This window comes from Gordonia sp. (in: high G+C Gram-positive bacteria), from assembly GCF_020438995.1.
Taxonomy (GTDB): Bacteria; Actinomycetota; Actinomycetes; order Mycobacteriales; family Mycobacteriaceae; genus Gordonia.
This window is the reverse complement of sequence record NZ_JAGQTN010000024.1, coordinates 21565-41935: the sequence shown is the minus strand read 5'-3', so window position 1 is coordinate 41935 and position 20371 is coordinate 21565. Positions and strand designations below refer to the sequence as shown.

Genomic DNA, 20371 nt, shown 5'->3' with positions numbered 1-20371 from the left:
ATGCCGCCCGTGAGCGGTGGGGTTTGGGACGGCCTACCCCCGCACCAACCGCTGTAACTCGGCCTGGGCCGCCTCCCGCTCCTGTTCGGCGGCAGCCCCGGTTGCGGCGATCTCGTCGTCGAGCGCCGTCTCCCGATCCTGCAGGGCGACCAGCGCGGTGACGGTCCGCTCCCGTACCCGGCCTTCCTCACCCGCGTCGCCGAGCACCTTGAGCTGCTCGGCCACCCGGGTCTGGCCGGCGTATACGGTTTCGCGTTCGTCCTCGAGCTCGGTGACCTTCTCGTCGCAGCGCCGGGCCAGCTCCCAGTGCTCGAGCACCGAGGACAGTTCGTCGAAGGTGGTGCGGTCGAGCAGTCGCTGCGACAGCCATTCGCCGAGGGCGTGCGACGTGAGATCCAGATAGGCGGTGTACCGCAACAGCACCCGGGATTCAGCGACCTTCACCTCGGTCTTTCCCCGGCCCGTCACCGATACCCGGAACCGGTGATGATCGGCGGTCTCCTCGAACGGCACGAGATACTCGGCCCCCGGCGTCAACACGGTGTCGTAGCCCTTGGGCAGTTCGACGATGACGTCGACCGCAGTCTCGTCGTCGTGTTCCACCCGGATGGTGTGCACCTCGTCGCGGCGCATCTCGGTGATCAGCTCACCCGGATCCAATCGCAACGCGGTATTGACGGTCTGCACCGTCGACGTGCGGCTGCAACGCACCGCGAGGTCGCGGGCGAAGCCGAGCCGCACATGGGTGCCGCGCGTGGTGTACGGCATCATCGACTCACCCGCGTAGCTGTCGTCGTCATAGACGACCGCCGGGCCTTCTTCCAGGACCACGCCGCTGGTGTTGTCGAAGCTGAGCACGATGTCGGGGTTGGGGCCCGATCCGTCCCGCCAGATACGTTCGGTGACAACGTCATCGAGCTCGGCCACCACGAGCGGGACCATTGCCGCGGTACCGCGCTTGAGCGACACCGGAGTTCCGACGCGGTACTCGAAATACTCACCGGCAGCACCGGTTTCGGCCAGCTCTTCGCGTGCGAAGGACCGGGCCATGGCTTTGGCCGCTCCCGCGGGGGCCGGCACGCCGAGCAGGACCTCCGGCAGCGCACCCGTCGGCGGCCCGGCGTCCAGGCTGTCGTATGCCTGCCCGTAGCTGGTGGGTACCGTTCCGCCACGCTCGGACTCCTCGATCACCGTCCGCTCGGCCCAGCGCGCCTGGTACAGGTCGATGTCGAACGACACCGGCTGCCCGGTGGTGAGCGTCAGTTCGATGTCGGTGAGGTCCTCGTCGACCGGATTGTGCACGATCCCCATCGCGATGAGAGTCACCGAATCACCCGACTGCACAAGGCGATACGAGATCCGCCAGACCGGGGCGGCCAGCACGTACGACACGTCGAGACGGTCGGCCCGACCGTTGACCGCCACGCGCACGGTCCGGTTCTCCCCCGCGGTCGCCGCTCGTGAGCGGTCGATGAGATAGGCCAGATCATCGCGGGAGGAGTCGTCGGCGAAGCCGAGGGAACGCACCTGCGCCAGATCGACCAGCCCGATGGCCGCGGAATCGGTGCGGATCGCGAGCAGTCGCTGCACTCCGGTGGTGCCGGTCTCGTTCTCGTCGACCCCGATCACCTCGCCGCGGTGGGTCACCCCGTCAGCGGTCCGCACTTCCACGACCCGGCCGCGCACCGCTGTGAGCAGACCGGGTAGCGCCTCGCCCGGTTCGAGGTACAGGTTGCGGCGGGCCAGTTCGTCGTCGGGATCTGTCGGTGCCTCGTACGCCAGCGCCCCCACCGTCGCATCACCGGAGACAACTCCGACGGACAGCGACTTGAGCACATCGTTCATGTCACCCTTACGGAACGACAGCTCAAAGGGCCCGTCGGCCGGACCACTGCGTTCGAGATAGGCGATCCCATGCTTGAACAACACCAGTCGCGTCACATCAGGTCGGGAGCTCATGTCGTCGATCGTATGCCCCACCCCCGACAATCCTGCCCGCCTCGGCTCCCGCTGGGTGCGCACCGCGCGAGCGCAGGTACAGCGAAGTTGCCACCGCCAGTCGATTTACCACCGTCCCGCCCTTGCAGGATCAGGTGTCCGACACGCGATCTTGCGTGTCATTGGGGAGGAGCGCCGCCCGGACGTTAGTCTTCGGGGATCACCAGTCGACAAGGAAGTGTGGATGGCCCCGCGACTCGCCCAAATTGCGCTCAGGTTGCGGGCAACCCAACCACTGCCCCGACACAACATCGCAGACCTTGGCCCATTCTTCCAAGGCGCGCTCATGGAGTTGCTCGCCCCGGAGTACGCCGAACATCTGCACGCCCTGGCCGTCAATCCCTACAGTCAGCATGTGATCGCCGATGCAACCTCAGAGCAGGCCGCTCCGCTGGTGCGGTGGGTGATCAAGACGCTCGATGACGAGGCCGCCGCGCATATCACTGCGCCATTCACCGGCGGCGCAGTCCAACGCGTGGCGTTGTCCAACCCCGGGATCGTCTTCGGAGTCGAAGATGTCTCGGCGGGTCCTTCACTGACAACAGCCGACCTCAACTCGATCTTCTACTCCGGCTCAGCGTCGAGCCGCTTCCGGGTTGTGTTCCAGACCCCCACATCTTTCCGCACCCAAGGCTCGTACACGTTCTGGCCTGAGCCACGCCTCGTGTTCCAGAGCTTGGCTCTCAAACACGCGGCCGCATTCGACGGTGATCAGCCGGACCAGGAACTGGTCGATGAACTCGGGCGGTCCATCCTCCTGACGTCGTATCGACTTGCGTCCCGACCGTTCAAGGTCGGCGCAACCCGAATCCCCGGTTTCACAGGCTCAGCAGTCTTTTCGGTCCGGGGCGCTCCCACCTTCCGGAACTATGTCGAGATGCTGCTGCGCTTCGGCGAATTCTCCGGCTGCGGCATCAAGAGCTCCATGGGCATGGGCGCGATCGCCGTCGAGGCAATTTTGCGGAAGGATCAGGCCGCGTGAGCACAGCCCTCCCCGCCGGCCTCATCGAAACCGTGCTCGGTTGCCTGCTCCACGACATCGGCAAGCCGGTCCAGCGCGCGCAGCTCGGCTACCGTGGGAAGCACAGCGCGATCGGCCGCGCGTTCTTGAAGAAGGTGTGGCTGGCCGACGCCCGGAACCCGACTGAGTTCGATGATGTAGTCGACGAGCCAGATATTGACGCCCGAGATCGGGCGATCCTGGACGCGGTCAGTTATCACCACGGCGCGGCGCTCAGCGCCGCTGCCGAGCATGGGAGGCTGGCGCCCGACGCCGTCGCCTACATCACCTATATCGCTGACAACATCGCAGCCGGCACCGATCGACGCAAGGCGGCCAGCGACAGCGACGCCGAGGGTACGAGCCAGTGGGAACGTGACACCCCCCTCTACTCAGTCTTCAACCGTTTCGGCGAAGGCACCCAGGCACTTCGGTTCCGACCCGAGTTGCTCGACGACCGTGAGCCGATCAATGTGGCGGTCGACAAGGACTTCGACTTCGACAAGTACCGCTACACCGAGATCACGGAGAAGTTGCGCGAGCAGTTGTCCGGCCTGGAGCGCAGCGAGTCCTATGTCACGAGCCTGCTCAACGTCCTGGAGGCGACGCTCTCCTTCGTGCCCTCCTCCACCGACGCCGCCGAAGTGGTCGACATCTCGCTCTTCGACCACCTGAAGCTCACGGCAGCGTTCGGGAGTTGCATCTGGCATGTGCTCCAGGAGGAGCGGGTCAGCGATTACCGTTCCGCTCTGCTGGACGGGCAGGAGAAGTTCTACGCCACCGATTCCTTCCTGCTGACGACCTTCGATCTCTCCGGCATTCAGGACTTCATCTACACGATTCACTCCGACGGCGCGGCGAAGATGCTGCGGGCACGCTCCTTCTACCTCGAGATTCTCACCGAACATCTCGTCGACGAGTTGCTCTCGCGGGTCGGGCTGACCCGAGCGAACCTCAACTACTCCGGTGGCGGCCACGCCTACCTGCTGCTGCCGAACACAGATGCGGCGCGCAACGCGTTGGCACGCTTCGAGGACGAGGCCAACGACTGGCTGCTGAGCACTTTCGGCCCGCGGCTCTTCCTCGCAACCGGCTCGGCGCCGCTGAGCGCCCAGGATCTCATGCGTCGCAAAGGCGAGTCGCGCGACGCTGCGGCCGGACGCGCAGCACGCTACGCCGACCTCTACCGCAACATGAGTGAGCAGGTGTCGGCGCGCAAGTTGGCGCGGTACGACGCGGGGCAGATCCGTCGCCTTAACGCCGCACACGGCGCGCCTGAGTCCGGCCGTCGCGAATGTAAGGTCTGTCACTCCGTCACCGCCGACATCAACAACCAAGACCTGTGCGGCCTCTGCGACGCCCTCACTTGGGCATCGCCCAAGATTCAGGATGAGCCGTTCCTCGTCATTCGCGACGGCGGGTCCGGTCTCCCGCTCCCCTTCGGCCACGTCCTCGCCTTGAAGGACGCAGCGGGAGCAGCCGCCGCTCTCCAGGACGGCTCCGCCATTCGCGTCTATGCGAAGAACAAGTTCCACACCGGCGAAGCCCAAGGGACTCGGTTATGGATCGGTGACTACTTCAAAGAGCGCGAGTTCTCGCGGTACGCCACCAACGCCGGCGGTATCGATCGCCTCGGCGTGCTGCGCCTCGACGTCGACAACCTCGGCCAGGCGTTCACGCAGGGCTTCGGCAAGCAGGGTGGCGGCGCCTACAACACGATCAGTCGCACCGCGGCCTTCTCTCGGATGCTGTCGATGTTCTTCCGCCAGCACATCAACCACCTCCTTGAACATCCGAAGCAACGCCCCATCACCGGGGGCCGCGAGCGGCCCCGCAACATCACGATCATCTACTCAGGCGGTGACGACCTCTTCGTGGTCGGCTCGTGGGACGACGTTGTCGAGTTCGCCGTCGAACTCCGCGACAGGTTCGCGGAGTATACGCAAGGCAAGCTCACCGTCTCGGCTGGGATTGGAATGTTCCCCGACAAGTACCCGATCTCGGCCATGGCCGCCGAAACGGGTGCGCTGGAGGCTGCCGCCAAGTCCTGGCGGGCGGAGAAGGACGCGGTCGCGCTCTTCGACACCGACCTGACCTTCGGCTGGGAGGAACTTCGCGATGATGTCATCGGCGTCAAGTACGCTCACGTCGCCGACTATTTCAAGGACAACCCTGAGCGCGGCAAGGCGTTCATCTACCGCATGCTCACCTTGATCGATGAGCGTGAGGACCGGATCAGCCACGCCCGATGGGTCTACCTGCTGACCCGAATGCGTGACCTGACCGATGACTCGGCGCGCTTCCAGGGCTTCGCCAATCAACTCCACCAATGGTTCCAGAGCACGAGCGACGCCAAGCAGTTGCGCCTCGCGCTCTACCTCTATGTCTATGCCACCCGCGAGAAGGAGAACGGCTGATGGCCGTCATCGAGAAGGACTATGTCAAACAGGCCGAGCAGGTCATCAGCGCCCTGCCCAAGAACCGACGCGGGGATTTCGAGCTCACCACGACCCAACTTCGGGGGCTGCTGAGTCTGACCGCGCAACTCTTCGACGAGGCGGAGCTGAGCCTCGACTCGGTCCTTCCTCAGCCCTTGCAGGACAAGGTGCAGTACCTCCGCGTCAGGTTCGTCTACCAAGCTGGGCGCGACAAGGCGGTCAAGGACTTCGTGACACGGGCGAAGCTCCTCGACGCACTTCAGGAGATCGGCGACTCCAGGGAGGACCTGTTGCGTTTCTGCCGCTACATGGAGGCCTTGGTCGCCTATAAGAAGTACCTCGACCCGAAGGACAACTGACGATGACGGACAACCAGCGGGCGACCCAGTTCGCCAAACTCGAGATCACCGGGACCTTGGAAGTGCTCACTGGTCTGCACATCGGCACCGGCGGCGGCTTCTCCGCCATCGGCGCGACAGACAAGCCGGTCGTGCGCGACCCCCTCACGAAACTGCCACTGATTCCCGGCACCAGCCTGAAGGGCAAAGTGCGCACCCTGCTTTCGCGGCAGTACGCCGCCGATGAAGGTTCCTTCGCCGACAAGCCCGCCGCTGACCACCCGACGATCAGGCGACTCTTCGGTGACACCGAGGAGTTCATGACAGGGCGGCTGATCTTCCGTGACACCCGCCTCGCCAACAAGGACGAGTTGGTCGCCAAGGGGGCCAAGACGTTGACCGAGATCAAGTTCGAGAACACCATCAACAGGATCACCGCGATCGCGAATCCCCGGCAGATGGAGCGGGTCATCCCAGGCAGTCGCTTCGACTTCTCACTCATCTACGAGGTCTCATTCGGTGCCAAGCGCCAGGGCACCGAGCCCACCCTCCCGTCGTACGAAGAGATCGGCGAGGACTTCGAGACCGTCGTACGCGGCCTGCGCCTGCTCGAGTTGGACTATCTGGGCGGCAGCGGCACCCGAGGCTACGGCCGGGTGAAGTTTCACGATCTCTCGGCCACTGTGCCTGTCGGCAAACTCGGTGACACCCTGTTGGGAAGTCTCAATGACAAGCTCGCGACTTTTTAGGCTCGACTTCGCCGCAGTCCACTTCGGCGACGACGGCCTTGACGCCTCCACCGTGACCTGCGCGGCCGACACTCTTTTTTCAGCGCTCTGCATCCAGGCGCTGCGTGCTGCTGGGTATCAGCTGCTCGATGAATTGGTCGCCGCAGTCACCAGCGGATCGCTGCGGTTCACCGACCTGCTGCCCTATGCCGACGATGTTCTCTTCGCACCGAAACCGATCCTGCGGGTCGCCGGCGATTCAGGCGCGGACGCGAGTGCCGCGAAAAAGGCCGCCAAGCGCTTGACCTTCGTCCCCGTCGGCGAACTCGATGGGTTCCTTGCCGGCCGCGCCGATCTTGATCGGCTCGCACTTCTCCAAGAACGGATCGGCGTCCACGGTCTGGCCGAGCGCGCCGCGATCCACAACGGGAAGGACGACGCCGAGCCTTATCGGGTGGGATTCTTCAGGTTCGAACCCACCGCCGGCCTGTGGTGCCTCGCGCAAGGGTCCGGCTCGGAACTCGACCTGTTCGCGGGTTTGCTGGAAAATCTCTCGGCGCTCGGCGGCGAGCGCTCGAGCGGGTACGGCGGATTCTCCTTCACGGTCACCGACGGCGTTCCGCCCGAATTGCAGACGGTCGCTGACTCCAACAGACCACTCGACGCACAGCGGTGGCTGGCACTCACCACAGCACTCCCCACCGACCCGGAGTTGGAGACCGCTCTTGCCGGTGCCACCTACCGGCTGATTCGCCGCAGCGGTTTCGTGGCTTCCGCAACCTATGCCGACTCGCCGCTGCGCAAGCGCGACATCTACAAGTTCGCCGCTGGGTCACTCTTTGCGCACCGATTCGACGGAGTCGTCGCCGACGTGGGCAACGGTGTCGCTCACCCCGTCCACTCCTACGCGAAGCCGCTGTTCCTCCCACTTCCGGAGGTAGCATGACCACTTACCTGAGGCAGTTCGATCTGACCTTCACCTGTGTCGGACCGGTCTTCATCGGTTCCGGGCAGAAGTACTCCAGCAAGGAGTACGCAGTGGTCGAGGGGAAGTCCCGGTGGGCTTACTTCCCTGACATGGAGAAGTTGTACGCACTGGTCGTCTCACGCGGCCTGGCTGCCTCGTTCGAGCAGTTCGTGCTCAACACAGGTGGTCAAGGACAGCGCGGCACCCGCCTCGGCGATTGGCTCACCCGCAACGGGATCAAGAACACACCTGGATCCCACGGCGGCTATGCGGTCGAGATCGGCCCGCTCCAGAAGAGCAAGCCCCAGCGTGGCCGCGATGGCTCGGTTCCGGCGATGAACGACATCCACGAGTTCATCAAGGATGGCTTCGGAAACCCGTATGTTCCGGGCAGCAGCGTCAAGGGCCTGCTGCGCAGTCTCGTGCTGCAGCATCAACTCCACCGAGTTGTCTCCGGGCGCCCTAACCCACGTCCTGATGAGCGCACCGAGATGGCGCGGCTACGACGAGCCAACCGGCCCGGGCCCAAGCCGGACGACGCAGTCAACGACCTCCTGCAGGCCATTCGCGTCTCGGACTCACCGTCTCTTCCGCTCGCAAGCCTCCAGATCGTCCAGAAAGTTGATCGCCCGCTTGAGGGAGCAGACTCCGGCATGCCCCTCTATCGCGAGGCGCTCAAGCCAGCAACCGCGTTCACGGTCCGCGTCGTGGTGGACACCAGTGTTGAGCAGCACGGTGGCTGGCCAGACGGAGCGCAGTTCCTGACCGACATAGAGCAGGTTGCGGCAGGCGTCAATAAGGCTCGGTACGCTGACTACGCCGCGAAGTACATGGGTGGCGATCCATTTGACGGGCCATACGTCTACCTGGGTGGCGGGGCGGGCTACCGCAGCAAGACGATCGTGACAGACCAGAATCAGATGGCCGCGATCTTGGACAAACAGTTCAACCGGGGAAGCCGTCCAGTGCCCCATAAGGCGAAGACCCAGCAACTCGACGTCTCTCCACTCGCCCTCAAGGTGGCCAAGACCGGCGACAACGAATACGAGGAGATGGGCTTGTGCGAGATCTCCGTCAAGGAGGTCACAGAATGAGCGATCGCATCCTCTTCTCCCCCGTAGGCAGTCGCGACCCGTTCTCTGGCGGCGACGATGGCGCGTTGGTCCACATCGTCCGCCACTACAGGCCGGACGTGGTCGTGCTCTACCTGTCGGAGGAGATGGCGAATAACGAGGCCAAGGACCAACGCTACTCACGCGCCGCGCAGAGCCTCAACCCTAAGGTCTCCGTGCGGAAGATCGAGTCCGCAGTGCCGGACATTCACCGCTCTGACGTCCTGATCCCTGAGTTCCGCAGTATCCTCACCGAGTTGTCGTCGAAGTACCCGCAAGCTGAGTTGCTCCTCAACACGACCTCAGGGACCCCTGCGATGCAGGCCGCTCTGATCGCGCTCAACGCATTTGGCCTGCCGCCGACTCAGGCCATTCAGGTCGCCGACCCGCTCTACGTCAGCAGCGAGAACCGCTGCCTGCCGGTCACCTCGGCAGCTCTTGGCGTACTGCTTCAGCGTGAGAACCTGCGACGTCTCGTGGAGAACTACGAGTACGAAGGCGCAAGGAGTCTCGCGTCTGCCGCGTGTATTCCTGAGTCCGCGCGGTTGCTGGTGATCGGCGCCGCGGAGCGACGCCGCCTTGACCTCAAGGGCGCACAGCCACGATTCCAGGGCAGTCCCTTCACTGTCGATCCTCGGAAGGATCTCAGCGAAGCCGTATCAGCCCTGGAGGTGCTTCGCAAGAAGGGGACCTGGCTCGACTTTGCGCGATCCATCACGCCAATCGTCGATGACTTGGTGAACAAGCGCCTCGGAGTACCGCGGCGTGACCTTCCACGCGAGTTCCCTTCCCGCTTCGGCATGTTGGACGAACGAACACGAAAGGAGTGGCAACCGTTCTTGGACTTCCACCAACGTGTGCGAAACAACGCGGCTCACGAACTCGTCACCCTCGACGACAAACGCATCAAAGACCAGTGCGGCCATTCGCCAACGAAACTCCTCAGCCTGCTTGCGGAGGCAACCCGTGCCGATCTGACTCTCTACGATCAGATCAACGCCGAAATAGTGAGCCAGGTCGATGGTGCACCTCTACATCTCTGACTCCGCGTCCCGCGTGAGTCTGTCTCGGGGCCGGATCATCGTGTGCTCCGATGAAACGGGCGAGACCTCCCATCCGGTGGATACCGTCGATTCGGTCGTCATCTTCGGGCGTCCATCGATGACGACGCCGTTCATCATCGAGATGATCGGTCGCCAGGTCGACATCCAACTCTTCACCACGGACGGCCACTACCAAGGCCGCATCTCCGGACCCGGCACGACATACGCTCCACGGCTGCGTGCACAGGTCCAACGTAGCGACGACCCCGTATTCGCGTTGACGATCGCGAAACGGCTTGTCAGCGCGAAGATCCGCAACCAAATCGCCCTTGTTGAGGCCCATGTTGCCGACAGAGACCGGGTCGACAAGCCCCTTCAAGCAATGCGTCACTCGCTGACGTGGATCGAGCAGGCTGTCTCGATCTCCGAGGCCAACGGCTTCGAAGGCAACGCTGCCAAAGCCTACTTCACCGCGTTGGCCACCCTGGTGCCCAGCGACTTCACCTTCAAGGGCCGCTCGACCCGTCCGCCAAAGGACGCCTTCAACTCGATGATCAGCCTCGGCTATTCCCTGCTCTACAAGAACATGATCGGCGCTGTCGAGAGGCATGGCCTGAACGCCTATATCGGGTTCCTTCACCAAGACAGCCGAAACCACGCGACCTTGGCGAGCGATGTGATGGAGACGTGGCGAGCACCGATCATCGATGACACCGTCCTGCGCCTGTTGTCGGAGGGCGAAGTCAGCCGAGACGACTTCACTCGACGCGATGACACCGGAGCCGTCTACGGCAACCGCGATAACATCCGTTCCATCACCCGAGCCTTCGGTAATCGCATCGCACGCCCCGCCGCCTACCTCGCTGACGACCCACGGCGCTACACATTCCAGTATGCGCTTGACCTTCAACTCCAGAGCCTTGTGCGCGCCATCGAGGAGAGCGACCCTTCTCGCCTGGCTGATGTCGACATCCCCAGAGGTACCGCTACGCCATGACCGCAGCGCGCGAGGAGTACTTCAATCTCCCTCTGGGAGTCGATGAGGCCACGGGGCAGGAGGCCAAGACCTTCGTCCTCGTCATATACGACATCTCCGACAACCGTCGCCGGACACGATTCGCCACGCTATTGTCGGGCTTCGGCTTCCGGGTCCAAGAGTCCGCGTTCGAAGCCACCCTCGCCAAGCGCCACCTGACTCGCCTGCTCGAGCGCGTCGACAGGTTCGCGCGCCCCGAGGACAACATTCGGATCTACAGGATCCGAGGAACAGGGGCAGTCACCTTCTACGGAGCAGGAGCACTGCCCAACGCCGAGGACACAGAGTTCGTATGACGAAACGGACAGCACCTAGTACCACGGCTCGACCAGGAGTACAATAGAGTCGTCAGACCCAAAACCCCGCGAGGGGACGAGAACTCGGGGACGTTGAGTTCCTTGGTGCTGATTCCGGGTCGTCAGACCCAAAACCCCGCGAGGGGACGAGAACATCCAGGCCTGATCAATGCGGTGCTCTTCCATGATTGCAGTCGTCAGACCCAAAACCCCGCGAGGGGACGAGAACTGGCCGTGACCTCGTTCGTGACCGACGACTTGTAGGTCGTCAGACCCAAAACCCCGCGAGGGGACGAGAACCTCTGGAAGTGGTCATTGATCAGGATCGGGTTCATGTCGTCAGACCCAAAACCCCGCGAGGGGACGAGAACGGAGTAGTCCCGATGACACCCTCGGGCAGCGTAGCGTCAGGTCGTCAGACCCAAAACCCCGCGAGGGGACGAGAACCCTGCTGGACGTGGTCGAGGATGTGACCGTTGTCGGGTCGTCAGACCCAAAACCCCGCGAGGGGACGAGAACTCAGGAACGTAATGACCGGTGGTGGCGGGCCTGGTCGAGTCGTCAGACCCAAAACCCCGCGAGGGGACGAGAACTTGGCCAGGTTACGCGGACCCGCGTAAATGTTGACCGCTTCGGTCGTCAGACCCAAAACCCCGCGAGGGGACGAGAACTCGCGATTTCCGCGAACGGGACGTACGAGCAGTCGCCGGTCATGTCGTCAGACCCAAAACCCCGCGAGGGGACGAGAACTGACGGCCGGGTTGCTGATCCAGGATCGTCTCGGCGCGCTGGTCGTCAGACCCAAAACCCCGCGAGGGGACGAGAACTTGCACTCCGGCGGAGTGGTTCCGCACTCGTTCTTCGGGTCGTCAGACCCAAAACCCCGCGAGGGGACGAGAACTTCCCCGTCGCCATCGTCGGACATCTCGTCGTCCTCTTCGTGTCGTCAGACCCAAAACCCCGCGAGGGGACGAGAACCTCGTGGAAGCCATCGGCTCCCGCGTGATGCACCTCGTCGTCAGACCCAAAACCCCGCGAGGGGACGAGAACTACAGAAGAACCGTCCATACCAAAGTGCCCAAGTCACTATGTCGTCAGACCCAAAACCCCGCGAGGGGACGAGAACTCGTCGGGTGCGTGGATGGTGATGTTGACCCAGTCGGTGTCGCCGAGTCGTCAGACCCAAAACCCCGCGAGGGGACGAGAACTTGACTGGGGCTTTGAACAAGCGATTCGACCTCACGTCGTCAGACCCAAAACCCCGCGAGGGGACGAGAACTCGTGACCGCGTACCCGCACAGGAATCCCAGGCCCGAGTCGTCAGACCCAAAACCCCGCGAGGGGACGAGAACCGCTTTCCACTTGAGACAAGTGGACGTACGAGAAGTCGCCGGTCATGTCGTCAGACCCAAAACCCCGCGAGGGGACGAGAACACGCCTTGCTTCTCCACTGCGCGAACGAGAAGAGCCGCCGCGTCGTCAGGACGAGAACTTTTGTCGGTGAGCGCGTCCATCCGGGTCGTGAGGTCGTCAGACCCAAAACCCCGCGAGGGGACGAGAACCGGAGAGATGAGAGAGCAGCGGGACCAGCAGAGCTGGGGTCGTCAGACCCAAAACCCCGCGAGGGGACGAGAACTCAATGCCCAGCTCGGCGGCCATGTCAATGAGGTCGGCGTGTCGTCAGACCCAAAACCCCGCGAGGGGACGAGAACCCTCGATATCGGGAACATTCGCCCACTCGCTCCGGATGTCGTCAGACCCAAAACCCCGCGAGGGGACGAGAACTTGTACTGCTCGCGGGTCAGTGTCTTCGCCGACTTCCCGAGTCGTCAGACCCAAAACCCCGCGAGGGGACGAGAACACGACCGAAGTCGCCAACCCTCAGGATGCGACCGAATAAGTCGTCAGACCCAAAACCCCGCGAGGGGACGAGAACCCCACGTCTTGGTGACGTAAGCCGGTGTCGTGGCCGGTCGTCAGACCCAAAACCCCGCGAGGGGACGAGAACTCGGCGGAGCTCAGGTCGGCGGAGCTCAGGTCGGCGTAGCGGTCGTCAGACCCAAAACCCCGCGAGCGGACGAAAACAGGTCGGGGCTGTCGACGACAGCCACCCTCGACAGCGGAAAACCACCCGCCGGCGGCCGTGAGACTTGTAATCACCGGGAACCGCTGACGGCGACGCGCGGGCTCAGCGTTCGCCGAAGGTCAGCGCGAAATCTCATGACAGGAGACCCCAGCGGCTGATCGCCTCGATCATCAGGACAGGCGCAACACCGAGCGTCTCGGAGCCTTGGACTAAGAGGGGGCCTGCGCTCTCCGCGAGCATCCCTCGTTCACGGAATCGACGGTCCTCGCGCAGAGTGCGCCCGATGTTCCGTGCGGAGACCGCGATATCGCCCGCTCGAAGTGGAAAACGTCGGCCATGGGAGACCCTCTCGAAGTCGCCACAACCTTAGCGGTCGGATACGACAGAGTCCCGGTGGACCAACACCAAGCTCCGGCTCACCGCTTTCGGTCCCGCTCAGGAGATTCGAGTCGGGTGAGCGTAACCGGAACCGATAAGCGGGAACCCTCAGGCCATGGACTGGTTGGAGGCGACGTGTCCTCGCCAGGCGTCGACGGCGTCGACCAGAGGCAGGTCGAGGGCGTCGCAGAGGCCGACGATCGTGCCGAAGCCGGGGCTGGGCATCCGACCGCCTTCTATCTTGCGCAGCGTCTCCGGCGAGATGCCTGCGGCGACGGCGACCGTCCTGGGGTCCCGGTCTCCACGGGCGGTCCGGATGACGGCTCCGAGACGGCGACCCGCCGCAACCTGCTCTGCGGTGAGGGGAACGCGAACCATGGGGCCAGCCTAGCCGGTATTTGTATACCGAACCAGTCGTAGTACAACAATACCGGTATTGTTATACCAGTATCATCGAGCCAGGAGCACGCCGTGACCGAACTGAAGACGCCGCAGGAGATCGACAAAATAGCGGTGACCGGACAGTTCGTCGCGCAGACCCTGGCCACCCTGGGTGCGCAGGCACAGCCGGGGGTGAACCTTCTCGACCTCGAACATCATGCGCGAGAACTTGTTTCGGAGCGTGGTGCCGAGTCGTGTTACTGGGATTACGCGCCGTCGTTCGGCGACGGACCGTTCCGTAACGTGATCTGCCTGTCGGTGAACGACGCTGTGCTGCATGGCAAACCACGCAGCCATGTGCTCGCCGACGGGGACGTGCTCACCCTCGACTTCGCCGTCTCCATCGACGGCTGGGTCGCCGACGCCGCGATCACCGTCATCGCCGGCGACGGCGGTCCCGACCGCGAGGCCAACCAGTGTCTGATCGACTCCACCCGGACCGCCCTCGCCGCCGGTATCGCCGCCGCCGTCCCCGGCGGGCACCTCGGCGATATCTCCGCCGCCATCGGCGCCGTCGCCATCGACTCGGGCTACACGGTGAACACCCAGTTCGGCGGGCACGGCCTGGGCCGCACCATGCACGAGGACCCGCACATCCCCAACCTCGGCGAACGCGGCAAAGGCCTGCCCCTGAAAGCGGGGATGACCCTGGCGATCGAACCGTGGTGGGCGCGCGGCACCAACCGTCTGGTCGTCGACCTCGACGGCTGGACGCTGCGTTCGGCCGACGGGTCGATGACCGCGCACACCGAACACACCATCGCCATCACCGCCGACGGCCCCCGCATCCTCACCGAACCGAACTGAACCGGGCCTACCAGACCATCGGGGCGATGAACTTGCCGACGGTGGCTCGCACCTTTTCCGGCGACCACCGGCCGGTGTCGGACGGCGGTACCTCCATGAACGAGATCACCAGCCGCACATGGATTTCCACCACGTCGTGCAGGTCGTCGGCGGGCATCTGCGCACCGGCCCGGCGCAGTGTGGCCGCGACGCGTTCGGTGGCCAGTTCGATGAACAGCGACGGCATGTGCGCGGTCAGTATCTTCACGTCGCCGTCGACGAGCAGCCGGCGCACGAGTTTGTCCTGTTCGATCAGCGTCGCACCCGCGACAAACGCTTCGACCACCGCCTCCTGCGGCGACAATCCGGCCACCGCCGTGTCGAGATCGCGCATCACCCGTTCGTACTGCCGCTGCGCCACCGCGACGAGCAGTTCCTCCTTGTTGGCGAACCGCCGGTACAGCGTGCTCCGGCTGACCCCGGCCCGTGCGGCGACGGTGTCGACGTTCGCCTTACGCACCCCGGTCTCGGCGAACTCCACCTCCGCGGCGGCCAGGATCATCGATTCCTGGTCCTGCGAACTCAGTGTGTTCCGGGTCTTGCGGCCCGCACTCACGTCCTTCTCACCCACTCCCGTGTCACCTGCACATCTTCACCCGGCCAGCACCGCATGGCACCGGGCGAGTCGGTCCCGCCACCATCGCTCACGAGACGCACCGGCGCGCACCGCATCGGGTATCACCACATCGTCGCCGGTGAACCAGCGCGGCCCGACCACACCACCTGACGGCACGAACGCCGGTGCCACATCCTCGGTGAACAACGATCCGGTCCCCAGCCCACAGGCCATATTCAGTTCGGGCAGTGCCGCGGCCGCGGCCACACCCGCCGCGATACCCACCGCCGAATCCAGGGCGCTCGACACCACCACCGGCAGCCCGATCTGTTCGGCCAGCGTCAGCACCGCCCGCATCCCGCCGAGCGGGGCGATCTTGAGAATCGCGATGTCGGCGGCGTCGGCGGCCACCACCCGCATCGGGTCGTCGGCTTTACGAATCGACTCGTCGGCCGCGATAGGCACATCGACCCGCCTGCGGACCTGCGCCAGCTCCTCGACGGTCCGGCACGGTTGTTCGACGTACTCCACGTCTCCGATCGCCGCGATCGCAGAAACGGCCTCGTCCACCGACCAGCCACCGTTGGCATCGATCCGTACCGCCGGCACCACCTCGCGGGCGGCGGCCACCCGCTCGACGTCGTCGGCCAGGGACTGACCGGGTTCGGCCACCTTCACCTTGGCGGTGGTGGCTCCGGGATAGCGTGCCAGGACCGCGGCGACGTGGTCCGCGGGCACCGCCGGAACGGTCGCGTTCACCGGGATCCGGTCACGCAGCGGCGCGGGCGGTCCGAGATAGGCGGCCTCGATACCGGCCGCCAGCCACGCCGACGACTCGGCGTCGCCGTATTCGGTGAACGGTGCGAACTCACCCCATCCGGCCGGTCCGCGCAGCAGCATCACCTCACGTGCGGTGATGCCCCGGAACCGGGTGCGCATCGGCAGACTCACCACCACCGCCCCGGCCAGGAGTTCGGCGGCCGGGGGCAGCTCGCTCGTCGTCAATCGCACCCGCCCAGTATCGCGCACGTGCCGTGCCGCCCACACTCCGCCGGTCCCCGGCACACCGGCCCATGCCCGGTCAGGACCGCCCGCAGGGCGGCGAATACTTCCGGCCCTGCATGTACTTCGCCCATTCGTCACGGCCGAGCGGATCACCGGGCCGGGCACACTGGCGGGCGATGAGGGCGTCGGGGTCGGGCAACCACGTCCGGACGGTTCCCCCGTCCCCCACCGCCACCAGCATCCGGTCGGCCAGGAAGCGCACGTCGTACACCCCGCCCGGGAACGACCGCAACACCACATCCGGCTCGCGCTTGCCAATCTGCCAGATCCAGACCTCCGAGTTGCCGCTTCCGGCGACGACCCTGGTCCCGTCCTTGCTGAAATCGACCGCGTACACCAGTTCGGCGGTCCCCGACCACTCCGTGATCGGCTTGGGACGGGACGGATCGGAGACGTCGACGACGGCGACGGTGGCCGTCTCCGAGCCCACCGCGAGTTTCCGTCCGTCGGGACTGAACCGGGCCGCCATCGCCATCCCGCCGAACCGGTAGGCCTGCGAGATGACCCTGGGCTTGGCGGGGTCGGTCAGGTCCACCAGTTTGACGGCGCCCGAGACGGTCGCGACGGCCGCCCGGCGCCCGTCCGGGCTGAGCGTCACCAGCACCGCCGGGCCTCCGATATCCACGTTCGCGATCTTGCGCGGCCTGCTGATGTCGGTGGCATCGACGATGCCCATCATCGGCGAGTCCATGCTGCCCGCGATCACCAGCCCCGATGCCTCGTTGTAGTCGATCGAAATGCTGATCGTGTCCTGGGCCTTGACCTGGCTGACGTAGTGCGGCCGGGCGGGATCGGAATAGTCGGCGAAGTTCAGCTCCCCGGACAAACCGCCGACGACCACGACACGGCCCGATCCGCCGGTTGCGAGGATCCCGGACGCTCCGCCGGTGGCGGGCACGGACAGCGGCGGGCCGCTTACCGACAACGCGCCGTCGGCCGCGCGCCACTGGTGGAGTCGGCCCGCGTCAGGTTCCACCGCGAACACCCGGCTGCCATCCGTCGAAGCCGCGACCTGCTGAACAGTTCCCGCGCCGATCCTGGTGGAGGCCCGCGCCAGCGGCCAGTCCAGTATCCGGCCCGATGGATCGACGGTGATCAGGTGCTCACCGGAGAACACCATCGAACGGGCGGGACTGCGCAGCAGCCTGGGCGCCGAATCGGGAGTGGCGACCTCGTAGATGCGCACCGTGTTGTCCGAACTCGCCACCGCCACCCGCGAGCCGTCGCCGCTGAGCCCGAACCCGCTGACGAACGCCGACGACGAACGCCACATCCGCGACTGTTTCGGTTGCCGCGGATCGGTGATGTCGTACATCGCCACACCCTGTAGCCGGAGTCTGGTCACCAGCGATCGTCCGTTGGCGGCGAACGCCAGGCCAGTGGCCAGCTGCAGGTCCGGACCCGGCAGCGTCATTGACGACACCGGGGCGAGGCCGTCGTCGGACACCGCCCACAGGTCGACGCGCTGGTAGTCGGTGCCGGTGGCCAGGAGCCGACCGTCGGGCGAGAAGGCCACCGACCGCGCGTTCTCGCGCAGGACTGCGGGTACCGCGACCTGACGCCAGCGGTTCCCGGCCCTGGCCCAGAACGCGACCGAGTTCGCCTCCGTGACCGCCGCGACATGGTTTCCGTCCGCCGCGACGGTGATCGAGGTCGGTGTACCCCGAACCCCGGGCAGCGACGTTCCCCGGACAGGCCGGCCGGAGTCGGTCAGGTCCCATCCGATGATCCGGTCCTTACCGCCGGAGAGAACCGTGCGGCTGCGCGGTAAGAAGGCGAGAGCCGACGACCTGTCGCCCGAGCCGAACGTACCGGTCCGGGGGTACGCCGCGATCCCGTGCTCGCCGAGCGGCATGATGCGGAAACGGCCGTCGGAGTACGCGGCCAGCATCATCGACCCGTCCGAGGTGGTCGCCGTCGCCATCTCGCGGGCATCGTCGGCGAGCGGTTCGATCCCCGCCGGCACCGGACCGGAGACCAGATCGATCAGCGCCGATCGCGCCTCCCGCGTGGGAGCCTGCCGGTAGGCGACCATCGACAACTGCGCCGCCAGGAACGGGTCGCGGTTGCTCAGCTGGATCGCCTCGGCCGCCAATTGCCGGCTCAGCGATTCGGTGCCGGCCCGTTCGGCGCGGTCGCGCTGGACCGCGGCGTTGATACTCGTCGCGATCGCCAGAACCGCCGCCAGCACCGCGACGAGGCCGAAGATCAGCGCGAACCTCGTCCGGTCACGAAGTTTGCGGGCGCTGCGTTCCTCGGCCTCCACCTGCGCCCTGCGCTTCGCGTCACCGGCGTCGAGGTAGGCGCGGCTGGTCTGGTCGAGAGCCGAATCACCGACCAGCTCGTCGAACATCTGTAGCCGAGCGGGCCCGGGCAGCAGATCATCGATACGGCCGTTGGCATCCCACACCTCACTGACCGAACGCAACCGGCGCACCAGCGACAGACGTTCACGGTCGGTCGCGATCCATTCGGTCAGTCGCGGCCACGCGGTCAGCAGCGCTTCGTGAGTGACCTGGACATCGTCCTGCGACACCGTCAGCAGCCGCGTGGCGGCAAACCGTTCGAGCAGGTCGGCGCGGGGTCCCTCGTCGGCGGCCAGGTCGGCGAGCGGCACCACCCGCCGGGTGACCATGTCCTCGTCGACGTTGACCATCGCCAGCAGCAGTTCCCGGGCGGCAGCCTGCTCGTCGTCGGTCAAGGACCGGTAGACGTCCTCGGCGGTCTTCTCGACGGCCCCCGCGATACGTCCGGTGGCCAGGTAGTCGCGGACCGTCATCCGCCGCCCGTCCGACTCGAGCCAGGTGGCCCGCAATGCGTGCGACAGCAGCGGCAACGCACCCGCGGCCGGTACCCCGGAAGCGGAGCTGACGTCGTCGAGCAGCATCTTCACGAGGTCGTCATCGACGGTCACGCCGGCGGCCTCGGCGGGTGCCACGATCACCTCGCGCAGGTGGTCGATCGACATCGGCATGACCAATATCTGTCCGCCCAGCGGCACGCCCATCGACTGCGCGTCGTCGGCGAAGGCAAGAAAGTCCGGGCGCACCACCGCCACGACCACCATGTCGCGGCCGAGGGTCATCTCAATCCATACCGCTCCGGCGACGATCGCCTCGTCGTAGGAATGCAGCGTGATCAGTTCCTCGTACTGGTCGATGACCAGAATCGACGGACCGGTCCGATCGGTCTGCGCGTCGAGTTCGGAGAGTGCTGCCGTCATCGCGCCGACCGGGTCGTGGCCCGGCACCATATGCGCGTACTTCCACTCCCGCAACGGACCCGGCTCGCCCGCGGTGCCGCCGAGCGCCACCTGGACCAACGACGACTTGCCCACGCCCGACCGTCCGAGTACTGCGAACGCCGGAGGCACCGCCGACCCGACACCGGACGGCGTGAGCGAATCACGCCAGGTGCGGTGGATCTCGACAACCTGCCGCACCACCATCTCGATCTCCGTGCTGCGCCCGAAATACCGCGCCTTGTCCGTGGCCCCGAACGTCGTGAAGCCCAGGTACGGCGATTCGGGCCTGCCTTTGCGCGTGCGGGCCCCCCTACGGGACAGATTGTCGACGGCCGTCCACCAGTCGGCGAGTTCCCCCGGCGCGACACCGCACACCGCGAGCACGCGTTCGAACGGTTCGCGGCTCGCCTTGGTCGGCGCGTGCTGCCCGGCGAACCAGCCGGCCACCGTACCCAGCAGCGCGTCGGCCTGCTCGGCGACCTCGCGCACACTCAGCCCGGCCGACTCACGGCGCTCGGTCAGTGCGGCTCCGAGCTCCTCGCGGGTACGGACACCCTCCGGTCCACGCAACCGCCCATCGGCCGCGGACGGTCCCGTGTCGTCCGAACGGTTCGGATCGTCGTCCGTCACGCCGCCCACCGGCCGTAGAAGTGCCGGGGACGGCCGCCCGCACGCACCGTGCACGCGTGGCCCGCACGCATCACAGATCCCCCAACGTCGTCCGTGTTTTGCCTGGTCAGTGTATCGAATCACGTATCGACTTAGCGGTTGACGCATTTTGTTGCGGTTCCCACCGGCG

Annotated in this window: 15 protein-coding genes and 2 CRISPR repeat arrays; of the genes, 10 read left to right on the top strand and 5 right to left on the bottom strand. The window is 65.5% G+C overall.

Annotation, left to right across the window (positions count from 1 at the left end; translation table 11 throughout):
- Nucleotides 1-33: 33 nt before the first annotated feature.
- A complete protein-coding gene (locus KDB67_RS01990; protein ID WP_291011747.1) occupies nucleotides 34-1959 on the bottom strand; it encodes a hypothetical protein in 1926 nt (641 codons plus the stop codon).
- Between the two features lie 325 nt (nucleotides 1960-2284).
- Here KDB67_RS01990 and cas6 point away from each other — a divergent pair, with 325 nt between their 5' ends.
- From cas6 to cas2, 9 genes are read left to right on the top strand one after another with little or no spacing between them, the layout of a single operon-like run.
- Complete coding sequence (gene cas6 / locus KDB67_RS01985) at nucleotides 2285-2980, top strand: CRISPR-associated endoribonuclease Cas6 (RefSeq protein WP_291011744.1); 696 nt, start codon at nucleotides 2285-2287, stop codon at nucleotides 2978-2980.
- Nucleotides 2977-5415, top strand: a complete 2439-nt coding sequence (gene cas10 / locus KDB67_RS01980; RefSeq protein ID WP_291011741.1) for a type III-A CRISPR-associated protein Cas10/Csm1 — start codon at nucleotides 2977-2979, stop codon at nucleotides 5413-5415. Before cas6 ends, cas10 begins: the two co-directional genes overlap by 4 nt.
- Nucleotides 5415-5795 (top strand): type III-A CRISPR-associated protein Csm2, encoded by a 381-nt coding sequence (csm2, locus tag KDB67_RS01975; protein ID WP_291011739.1) that lies wholly within the window; start codon nucleotides 5415-5417, stop codon nucleotides 5793-5795. The genes cas10 and csm2 overlap by 1 nt, the downstream gene beginning before the upstream one ends.
- Nucleotides 5796-5797: 2 nt before the next feature.
- Nucleotides 5798-6523, top strand: a complete 726-nt coding sequence (csm3, locus tag KDB67_RS01970) for a type III-A CRISPR-associated RAMP protein Csm3 (protein WP_291011736.1) — start codon at nucleotides 5798-5800, stop codon at nucleotides 6521-6523.
- Nucleotides 6501-7448 carry a type III-A CRISPR-associated RAMP protein Csm4 gene (gene csm4 / locus KDB67_RS01965; protein WP_291011733.1) on the top strand — a complete coding sequence of 316 codons (948 nt, stop codon included), beginning with the start codon at nucleotides 6501-6503 and terminating at the stop codon, nucleotides 7446-7448. The genes csm3 and csm4 overlap by 23 nt, the downstream gene beginning before the upstream one ends.
- On the top strand, nucleotides 7445-8563 hold the full coding sequence (csm5, locus tag KDB67_RS01960; RefSeq protein ID WP_291011730.1) for a type III-A CRISPR-associated RAMP protein Csm5: 1119 nt from the start codon (nucleotides 7445-7447) through the stop codon (nucleotides 8561-8563). Before csm4 ends, csm5 begins: the two co-directional genes overlap by 4 nt.
- Nucleotides 8560-9624, top strand: coding sequence for a hypothetical protein (locus tag KDB67_RS01955; protein WP_291011728.1), 1065 nt, complete (start codon nucleotides 8560-8562; stop codon nucleotides 9622-9624). Before csm5 ends, KDB67_RS01955 begins: the two co-directional genes overlap by 4 nt.
- Entirely contained in the window at nucleotides 9602-10621 is a 1020-nt protein-coding gene (cas1, locus tag KDB67_RS01950) for a CRISPR-associated endonuclease Cas1 (protein ID WP_291011726.1), read from the top strand. The genes KDB67_RS01955 and cas1 overlap by 23 nt, the downstream gene beginning before the upstream one ends.
- Nucleotides 10618-10956 carry a CRISPR-associated endonuclease Cas2 gene (gene cas2, locus KDB67_RS01945; RefSeq protein ID WP_291011723.1) on the top strand — a complete coding sequence of 113 codons (339 nt, stop codon included), beginning with the start codon at nucleotides 10618-10620 and terminating at the stop codon, nucleotides 10954-10956. The genes cas1 and cas2 overlap by 4 nt, the downstream gene beginning before the upstream one ends.
- A gap of 48 nt (nucleotides 10957-11004) precedes the next feature.
- Nucleotides 11005-12390: direct repeats of the CRISPR family, unit length 36 nt; unit sequence GTCGTCAGACCCAAAACCCCGCGAGGGGACGAGAAC.
- 92 nt (nucleotides 12391-12482) lie between these two features.
- Nucleotides 12483-13041: a CRISPR direct-repeat array (repeat unit 36 nt; unit sequence GTCGTCAGACCCAAAACCCCGCGAGGGGACGAGAAC).
- Between the two features lie 487 nt (nucleotides 13042-13528).
- Here cas2 and KDB67_RS01940 read toward each other — a convergent pair.
- On the bottom strand, nucleotides 13529-13798 hold the full coding sequence (locus KDB67_RS01940; protein ID WP_291011721.1) for a helix-turn-helix transcriptional regulator: 270 nt from the start codon (nucleotides 13796-13798) through the stop codon (nucleotides 13529-13531).
- A 93-nt stretch (nucleotides 13799-13891) separates the two neighbouring features.
- On the opposite strand from KDB67_RS01940, the gene map reads away from it, so the two are divergent.
- Nucleotides 13892-14668 (top strand): type I methionyl aminopeptidase, encoded by a 777-nt coding sequence (map, locus tag KDB67_RS01935; protein WP_291011718.1) that lies wholly within the window; start codon nucleotides 13892-13894, stop codon nucleotides 14666-14668.
- Between the two features lie 7 nt (nucleotides 14669-14675).
- Here map and KDB67_RS01930 read toward each other — a convergent pair whose 3' ends face one another.
- The 3 genes from KDB67_RS01930 to KDB67_RS01920 all read right to left on the bottom strand — a co-directional run bounded on the left by KDB67_RS01930 (nucleotide 14676) and on the right by KDB67_RS01920 (nucleotide 20202).
- On the bottom strand, nucleotides 14676-15209 hold the full coding sequence (locus tag KDB67_RS01930; protein ID WP_291011854.1) for a TetR/AcrR family transcriptional regulator: 534 nt from the start codon (nucleotides 15207-15209) through the stop codon (nucleotides 14676-14678).
- 90 nt (nucleotides 15210-15299) lie between these two features.
- Nucleotides 15300-16268, bottom strand: a complete 969-nt coding sequence (locus tag KDB67_RS01925; RefSeq protein WP_291011851.1) for an o-succinylbenzoate synthase — start codon at nucleotides 16266-16268, stop codon at nucleotides 15300-15302.
- A 76-nt stretch (nucleotides 16269-16344) separates the two neighbouring features.
- Nucleotides 16345-20202: a hypothetical protein gene (locus tag KDB67_RS01920; RefSeq protein ID WP_291011715.1), complete on the bottom strand. Its 3858-nt coding sequence runs from the start codon at nucleotides 20200-20202 to the stop codon at nucleotides 16345-16347.
- Between the last annotated feature and the right edge of the window lie 169 nt (nucleotides 20203-20371).